Origin of the sequence: Xenorhabdus sp. Sc-CR9 (genome assembly GCF_963897815.1) — a bacterium.
In the GTDB taxonomy this organism is placed as follows: Bacteria; Pseudomonadota; Gammaproteobacteria; order Enterobacterales; family Enterobacteriaceae; genus Xenorhabdus.
On record NZ_CAWQTY010000187.1, the window covers coordinates 20,634 to 29,881 of the forward strand.

5 protein-coding genes and 1 pseudogene are annotated in these 9,248 nt (G+C 41.2%); 1 reads left to right on the forward strand and 5 read right to left on the reverse strand.

Annotation, left to right across the window (positions count from 1 at the left end; genetic code table 11):
• Positions 1 to 86 precede the first annotated feature (86 nt).
• The gene (hrpA, locus tag AACQ81_RS12985) at positions 87 to 3,992 is read left to right on the forward strand and encodes an ATP-dependent RNA helicase HrpA (protein ID WP_443089560.1); all 3,906 of its coding nucleotides are present in this window, start codon (positions 87 to 89) and stop codon (positions 3,990 to 3,992) included.
• 210 nt (positions 3,993 to 4,202) lie between these two features.
• On the opposite strand, the gene AACQ81_RS12990 is transcribed toward hrpA, so the two are convergent.
• The 5 genes and pseudogenes from AACQ81_RS12990 to AACQ81_RS13010 form a co-directional block, all read right to left on the reverse strand.
• A complete protein-coding gene (locus tag AACQ81_RS12990) occupies positions 4,203 to 5,204 on the reverse strand; it encodes a fimbrial protein (RefSeq protein ID WP_237387589.1) in 1,002 nt (333 codons plus the stop codon).
• A gap of 40 nt (positions 5,205 to 5,244) precedes the next feature.
• Positions 5,245 to 7,812 (reverse strand): fimbria/pilus outer membrane usher protein, encoded by a 2,568-nt coding sequence (locus AACQ81_RS12995; RefSeq protein WP_237387590.1) that lies wholly within the window; start codon positions 7,810 to 7,812, stop codon positions 5,245 to 5,247.
• An 82-nt stretch (positions 7,813 to 7,894) separates the two neighbouring features.
• Positions 7,895 to 8,581, reverse strand: a complete 687-nt coding sequence (locus AACQ81_RS13000) for a fimbrial biogenesis chaperone (RefSeq protein ID WP_237387591.1) — start codon at positions 8,579 to 8,581, stop codon at positions 7,895 to 7,897.
• Between the two features lie 145 nt (positions 8,582 to 8,726).
• On the reverse strand, positions 8,727 to 9,155 hold the full coding sequence (locus AACQ81_RS13005; RefSeq protein WP_237387592.1) for a fimbrial protein: 429 nt from the start codon (positions 9,153 to 9,155) through the stop codon (positions 8,727 to 8,729).
• Positions 9,152 to 9,248 (reverse strand): annotated as a pseudogene (locus AACQ81_RS13010) (IS5/IS1182 family transposase); the annotation flags it as partial. The gene AACQ81_RS13005 and the pseudogene AACQ81_RS13010, both read right to left, overlap by 4 nt.

Sequence of the window (9,248 nt, forward strand, 5' to 3'; positions counted from 1 at the left end):
TCTAATGTTTAAATCATAAGAAACTATCCTCTGAGCCTGCAAAGACAGCGCTACTCAATTTAAGAACGTCACAAGGATTTATTACTGTGGAATCACCTTTGACAGCAACATTCGCTGAATTATTCGCTGAACTTGATCACACATCGCTGCGCGATCAGTTCCGTTTGAGAAAACGTCTGCATGGGGCAGCAAAAATTAAGAATCAAGCTTCCTTGCAGGCTGTGGCAGAATCCATTTCTACGGATATTGCGATTGCAAAACAAAAAATCATTAATCGCCAAGCCGCATATCCCTCAATTAACTACCCTGAAAATTTACCTGTTAGTCAGAAAAAAGGCGATATCTACAAAGCGATTCGGGATCATCAGGTTGTTATTATTGCCGGGGAAACCGGTTCGGGTAAAACGACCCAGATCCCCAAAATATGCCTTGAATTGGGCAGGGGTATCAAAGGGCTGATTGGGCATACTCAACCCCGTCGTTTGGCCGCCCGTTCGGTTGCCAATCGTATTGCGGATGAACTGGAAACCCCATTGGGTTCGACAGTCGGTTATAAAGTCCGTTTTAATGATCAGGTCAGTGAAAATACACTAGTCAAATTGATGACTGACGGTATTTTGCTGGCAGAATTGCAGCAAGATCGTCTGTTGTTGCAATATGATACGCTAATTATTGATGAAGCCCATGAACGCAGTCTGAATATCGATTTCATTCTTGGTTATTTACGTCAATTGTTGCCAAAGCGCCCTGATCTGAAAATTATCATTACTTCCGCAACCATTGATCCTGAACGTTTCTCCCGCCATTTTAACAATGCGCCAATTATTGAAGTGTCTGGGCGTACTTATCCAGTGGAAGTCCGCTATCGTCCAGTGGCTGGTGATGATAATGACAGTGATCGGGATCAGCTTGAAGCCATCATTGATGCAGTGGATGAATTAGGGCGTGAAAGCTCAGGTGACATACTGGTGTTCATGAGTGGTGAACGAGAGATTCGTGATACGGCGGATGCGCTCAGTAAGCAGGATTTCCCTCATACTGAAATCTTGCCACTCTTTGCACGGTTGTCTAACAGTGAGCAGAATCGGATATTCCAATCCCATATCGGTCGCCGCATTATCCTGGCAACCAACGTAGCGGAAACGTCGTTGACTGTGCCGGGCATTAAATATGTGATCGATACAGGATATGCGCGTATCAGCCGATACAGCTATCGAACCAAAGTGCAGCGTTTGCCGATAGAACCTATTTCTCAAGCATCAGCCAATCAGCGAAAAGGGCGCTGCGGCCGTGTTTCAGATGGGATTTGTATTCGCCTCTATTCGGAAGATGATTATTTATCACGTCCCGAGTTTACTGATCCTGAAATTTTGCGTACCAATCTGGCTTCTGTCATTTTGCAGATGACATCAATTGGCTTAGGGGATGTCAGTGCATTCCCATTTGTTCAAGCTCCGGATAAACGCAATGTTCAAGATGGTGTCCGTTTGTTGGAGGAATTGGGTGCCATTGATCCGGAATCTCTGTCGCAAGAGGTCTACCGACTGACACCAATGGGGCATCAATTATCAAAGTTGCCTATTGATCCACGTTTGGCTCGTATGGTGCTGGAAGCGAAAGCCCATGGCTGTGTCCGTGAAGTGATGGTAGTTGTCTCCGCGTTATCAATTCAAGATCCACGAGAAAGGCCACTGGAAAAACAGCAGGCTTCTGATGAAAAACATCGTCGTTTTGCGGATAAAGATTCGGATTTCATTGCGTACCTGAAATTGTGGGATTTTTTGCTGGAACAGCAGAAACTTCTGTCCAGCTCTCAGTTCCGCAAACTTTGCCGTCAGGATTATCTGAATTACCTTCGCGTCAGAGAGTGGCAGGATGTTTATACCCAGCTTCGACAGGTTGTGAAAGAAATTGGTTTGCCGATTAATAGTCAGGAAGCGGACTATCGCAGTATTCATATTGCCTTGTTGACTGGTCTGTTATCCCATATCGGGCAAAAAGATACAGATAAACAGGAATATACCGGTGCACGCAATGCTCGCTTCTCTGTTTTTCCAGGTTCTGGCTTATTTAAAAAACCCCCTAAATGGGCAATGGTTGCTGAATTGGTGGAAACCAGCCGATTGTGGGGACGCATTGCTGCGCGTATCGAACCCGAATGGGTAGAGCCACTGGCCGCACATTTGATTAAGCACCACTACAGCGAACCACATTGGCAAAAATCACAGGGCGCAGTGATGGCAACGGAAAAAGTCACTTTGTATGGCTTGCCGATTGTGGCGGGGCGATTAGTGAATTACAGCCAGACAGATCCGATGTTATGTCGTGAACTATTTATCCGCCATGCTTTGGTTGAAGGGGATTGGAAAACTCATCATTCATTTTTCCGTGCCAATTTGAAATTGCGTGAAGAAGTTGAGGAGTTGGAGCATAAATCCCGCCGCCGGGACATTCTGGTGGATGATGAAACCTTATTTAATTTCTACGATCAGAGAATTGGCAAAGACGTTGTTTCCGCCCGTCATTTTGATCGTTGGTGGAAAACGGCGAGTCAAGAACAATCGGAATTGCTCAACTTTGAAAAGAGCATGTTGATTAAGGGAGATGCAGATAAAGTCAGCGCATTGGATTATCCGAATTATTGGCATCAGGATAATTTAAAATTCCGTTTGAGTTATCAATTTGAACCGGGAACTGATGCTGATGGCGTGACTGTACATATCCCGTTACCGGTATTAAATCAGGTTAAGGATGAAGGATTCGACTGGCAAATTCCGGGCATTCGCCATGAATTAATCATTGCACTGATTAAATCATTGCCAAAACCGATACGCCGTAATTTTGTACCTGCACCTAATTATGCGCAGGCATTTCTGGAGCGGATTACACAACCACAAGCGACTTTATTGGATAGCCTTGAAAGAGAATTACGCCGTATGACGGGTGTGACGGTGTCACGTGATGACTGGAAATTGGAACAGGTGCCTGATCATCTGAAAATAACATTCCGCATTCTCGGAGAGAAAAACAAAGCGTTGGCTGAAGGCAAAGATTTATCAGTGCTGAAACTCAAATTGAAAGGAAAAGTTCAAGAAACACTTTCGGCTGTTGCGGATGATGGTATTGAACAAAGTGGTCTGCACATCTGGAGTTTTGGCGAATTGCCTGAGCGTTACGAACAAAAACGCGGGGGTTATTCCGTTAAAGCATTTCCGGCGCTGGTGGATGAAAAAGACAGCATTGGCATAAAACTATTCGAAACCGAATCCGAACAGCAAAATGCAATGTGGGAAGGAACACGCCGTTTGTTGTTGCTGAATATTCCATCACCGATTAAATATCTGCATGAGAAATTACCGAATAAATCTAAACTGGGGCTGTACTTTAACCCATACGGAAAAGTATTAGATTTGATTGATGATTGCATCTCCTGCGGTGTGGACAAATTGATTGCAGGAAACGGTGGCCCGGCATGGAATGAACAGGCATTTTCTGGCTTGCAGGATAAAGTACGTGCTGATTTGAATGATGCCGTCGTTGATATCGCCAAACAGGTAGAACAGATCCTGACCTCGGTTTTTAACATCAACAAACGCTTAAAAGGGCGGGTAGATATTGCTCTGGCACTTGCATTATCGGATATTAAAGAACAAATTTCAGGTTTGGTCTTTAATGGATTTGTCACCTCTCACGGTTGGAAACGTCTGGCGGATGTTTTGCGTTACTTGAGTGGTATTGAGCGTCGATTGGAAAAATTGGCAATTGATCCTAATAAAGATAGAGCGCATATGAGTCGGATTGAACATATTCAGCGACAGTGGCAACAATGGCATGCAAAACTGTCTGTTCAGCAGCAACAATTTCCGGAAGTAAAAGAAGTTCGCTGGATGATCGAAGAACTTCGTATTAGCTTATTTGCCCAGCAATTGGGTACAGCGTATCCAATATCTGATAAGCGTATTTTACAGACGATGGAAAATATCGAGTCGTAACAAATCATGGGCCGTCGTAATTTTGCTGCGGCCCATGAAGCTCATGGATTGATGTAAAAACTAATCCATTTATAGTTACAACATACTTGTATCTATAACAAAACACCCAAAATCAGCGAATCATTACATTCGTCATTATTAATCATTTAACTAATTGTAAGATATCAAATAAATTTTGGGGCGGGGTTTACCATCCTAAAATTGCGATGATTATTGATAAGTAATCGTCACCGTCGTAGTCACATTTGCCTTACCCGGCGTAATTCGTGCGTCAGTCTGGATATAACGAGCACGTAATGGGAGCTCAAAATGCCGTACCGGATCGCTGGAACGGATTTTAATTGGCTCGCGCATTGATACAAGTCTGTTGAGAAATAAAATTTGCATCCCGATACCTGTTGCTGTGACGTTGTCACTATTATAATCCAATGCCCAGATGTTGTTGGAAGCTCCTTTTGCCGGTCGGCCATCCAATGAAACTGAGGCATTCAGGTTGGCATCACAATCCAATTTTAAGTCAAACCCTTTTTCTCCTGCTGTACTGTTAATACCCCGAAACTCATTGGTTTTGATTTCTCCCATATTAACGTAGGTTGTGCTGTGAGTGAGTGAACACCCTTGAGTAACGATGCGCGTATTTTCTAAATAGAAAGTATTAATAAGAGCGTTGCCCAATAGAGCTCGGGTTAATACCCGTCTATGCGTATTTCCTGAGCCTGTGGTAGGTGCAATTTTGATTAATTGCACGGTTAAATAACCCCATGTTTTTCCACAATAGAGCCATCCATTTTTACGGGAATATCCTGGTGGATTACAGTAATGAGGGTTTGCCACTTTTCTGGGCAACCAGTTAATGCCATAACTAGGTCCCCATGTATTGATACGTATTCCCACGCCGGGTACCCCGGATTCATAAATTGCATCGTAATTGTAATGTGCTGGCGTAAAATCAGGTTTTTCCCACGAGGCTTGCGTTGGTTGATTACAAAAAGCGATATGCCCTTGTTCATCAACTTGATCCAGGCGAATCTCCTTGATGGTTGTTCCGATGGGATAATCTCTGGGAATGACGATAGTGCCAAAAGAAACGGGTGTCATTTTAGCAGTCATATTTGGATAATATTGGCACTGATTGTTTGCCTGACTGGCGAAACTGCTCATCAGGCCGGCAATAAATAAACTTGCCATTAATAGTTTTAAGCTGCTAGCCATAAATAATTTCCATAATATGTAAATTGTTATTCACAAATTGTTACTCGCAGGATGCATTCAGCATGTACAGACCAGATTCTGGAGTTTCCTCTGGAAGTTGATAATTAACATGACATTCTTGAACATCTTTATGACCCCATTTCAACCATATCCGGCCTGATTGAGGAATACCGCTGAGATAAGCCTGACTATCATTACCGACAATAGTACTATTGGGTTCATCTATCTCATTTTCTTGCTCCAATGTTGCAATTGCACCAAAGGGGATCTCTTTATCGTTGTGGGAAAATGTAAGTAAGACACGGTGACCAATTCGAGTTTGGAAATTGGCCAAAGTCAATGAACCCCGAGTTGGGACAATGGTTTGCGTATTAATATCAATATCAACGTTATTACCCATCGAATTTGTATCCAGAGCAATGCGGTTTTTTCGGTAGCTACTGACATAAGGCACGATCGCATGGCCTTGCCAGTCAGTCTTTATACCAGAATAGTTTTGTACTTTAATGCCCTGAACACCATTGGTACGCACCAATACAAGAGTATCCCCCAAAGATTGGGAAAGGGTAACGCCATAGGGATGGACGACAATCCCACCATTTAAACCATAAGTCAGTTGCTTGGAATGTTTATCGTAATTGTAACCGGCGTTAACTTGGCTATATGCTCCTTTATATTCCGCATTAATATTTCCGCCATTAGTTTTATTATGGTGAGTGTAATTCTGCTGGATATTGTAAGTCAGCTTGTTATCTTCAAGAGCACTACCCGTCAAACCGAGCTGATGAGAAGTATCACTGTTTTTGCTGTTAGTCATGTTATAGCTTATCCAGTTATTTTTCAGCCAACGGTCAAGAGGAATCTGAATACTCAATGCGATAATCTGCTCATTGCGATTTTCACCCAAGAAACTATTGTGGGAATAGTTCAGGTTATAATTGATTGAGTTGTAACTTGTGCTATAACCTGCGTTGATGCTTTTCTCATAACCTTTCTGATGCCAATAATCTTGCTGCAAGGCAGAGAAATAGACAGATCCCCAGTCACCCAGAGGCTGGTTAATATGTAACTGCAATTTGCTGCGTTTATTGGTACCACTGTAAATACCTCCGCCATTTGCAACACCTAATTCATTTGCTTCTTTGAAATCGTAAAAATTTTGAGTTGAATAACGATAACCCGCAAGCGTGAGGCTAGTACCGGTTTGTGAGAGATCTTTGGCATATTGAAAGCGATAAGATTGACCATAATGGTTGCCGCTGGGTACTGAATTTGTTTTGGCATAAGTCACATCAAAAGAGATGGAACCCCAATCAGAAAGGCTATAGCCTGTACCCAATGCCACTGATTGATAATCTTTTGCGATTGTTGTCCCGCCATAAGCAGTGACATGATTGGAAACACCATATATCACCGTACCCTGCATAAAAAAGGGTTCTTTATCTTGATGAGAATTGGATTTGTATTTTCCCAGCGTCAGGGAATGCCGTAGGCTATTTTCCCGTAACATGATCGGTACTGTAGAAAAAGATTGCATAGAACGATGTTCTTTTCCATCTGCTTCCTTGACGATAACTTCTAAATCACCGGTAGAAACTGTTGGATAGAGATCGTTGATAACAAAAGGGCCGGGGGAAACATAAGTCTCATAGATAATATAACTATTCTGTTTAATGATTACCTGAGCATTGCTTTGTGCAATTCCTCGGATTGTTGGAGCAAATCCTTTCAGACTATCAGGTAACATACTGTCATCAGAAGCCAATTGAGCACCATAAAATTGAAAACTATCAAAAATAGGTGAGGAAGTGTAATTATCACCTAATGTTAATTGGCTTTTTAAGGCATGAATATCCCGTTGAAGATAAGTATTCAGATTTTGCCATTTTCTATTTTGGCTGCTATAGGTGGAATAATTCCGTAAACGCCATGCTTCCCAGTTAGCGCCTGTTCTAAGATTAAGAAAATGATTTTTTGTAGAGCCGGATTGGTTATCTTGCCAAGCCAAAGATCCATTGTAATTATAATTGGCTAGCAGCGATGTTAATCCCTGTTCCCATAAATTAGGTGGTACATAGTCTCTGGCTTGATTATGTAATGCAGCCTGTGGAACACTGATATCCAGCCGTTGAAGTTTAAAATCAAAAAAAGTTGATGCAGATGAGACATATTGACCTAGATCAGAAAGTTCTGTCTCTTGTGATAAATCACGGAGCAAAGGGAATGAATCAATATTAACTCCCATTTCCCGGAGTTGCTGAATTTTAATTTTTGGTGAGAGTCTATTGTTTACGATAATAAAATCAAGATTTCCGGTATTTACTTTCTCTCGGTTAAGATAAATATCGACCCAATAACGACCGGGTGGCTGCTGATCATCTTTAGTAAAAATTGACAGATCAATATCTTCTGGAAAATCTGAATGGATTTCCAATGCATTGATGTTGAAATGCTCTTCAGAATAAACTTTATTGCTATAGGCCAGAAAACAGGAAGTTAACAACGCACTGAAAAGCGCTTTTCGATATAAATATTGCAGGCTTAACTTAATAAACAATATCCAATTATTAGAAATTTTTTGTTGAAGATAATGACGGTAGTTATCCATGATAATTTTCTAATTTTGATATACCCGCCATCTTTCACATTATATTTTGAAATCTATTGGGTATATATGGAATGATTTTTGTTCAAAACATACGTTTTTCTTCTGGCGTGATGCCGCCAAAATCATTAATAGTTTTCCAAGTTACTTTATTGATGTTTTTAATCGGAATATCCCAGCTTAGTTGTTCAAAAGGCGGGATCATACCGGGGGATTGGATTTCATAATTTTTTATCCCATTTTCGGTTGTCAGCTCAGAAAAAGAGACGTAATAAGGTGTTGGATTTTCTACAATGAGCTTATGGCCATCGGTTCTGAACTTCAGAGTCTTATAAGCAGTTTCTGCATATTCTGCTAAGTCGGCAGGGCGATAGAATAACTTAAACCGAGACTTTACCGTGATTTGCAATTGGTTTTGTTCTGATTTGGTCGTAGCAGGAATAGACTTGATATTGAGCCAGAACAAAGATTCTCTGTCATTTGATAAATTATTTCCGGTTTTAACAATTCGTAAAATATTCTCATTCCCTGCTGTTAATTTAAAGAGTGGGGGAGTGATAATAAAGGGTGGTTTAGTTTCACCGTGTTCACCTTGAACCCACGTTTGAATGAGGTAAGAGATACCTGTTTCTGGATTGTTAATGGAAATAGACGCTTCTTTTTGGTCGCTGATATAAATAACTCGTGTGCCGCCAATTACGACACCAGCAAAAGAGATATTGATACTGAAAATGTAGATTAAAATAAAAAACAAAATGCGAAAATATTTCAAAGTAGTTGCTCCAAACAATATTATTCTTATGTTTCAATCAATGTAATTAACGAACCAGTATCATTTTTGGTCATTTAAACCTGAATGATATTGTCCTGAGTTATATTGTTTTGGCTTCCTTGCCATTAATTCCATTAGTATTCCATTAGTTATAGATGATAGTGAAGTGAGCTACTGCATCACCCGTACCCGCAGTCACGGTGCTGTCAGTTGTCGCAATGTATTTGGCAATGAAATTCAGCTTATTAATTTTTTTGCTATCCAAGGGTTGAGGACGTGAGTTTTCAGCTATATTAATCAACGTGTTACTGTCATCTTCATAAAGAGCAAGCGCAACACCTTTAGCCGCGTTCCCTTTATCATTGTCTAACGCTAAAAAACGACTGCCGGCTCTGTCTGTTTTACCATCAAATTTGACTTGAGCATGGTGATAATCTGTTGGGCAATCAGTTAATTTAATACTAAAGCGAGTCGGGGCAGAAGTACTATAAGCTCCGTTGAATGAACTTGAGCTGATAGTTCCCATATTTACGGTTTGATTAGAGCGTGTTGACCTTTGTTGTACATGTTTCAATCGACCCACATAGGGAGCCACATGATTGAAAATGCCAAAGCAACGAGACTTTCATAATTTCTTGCTAATTTGTCATACCGAGTAGCTACTGCT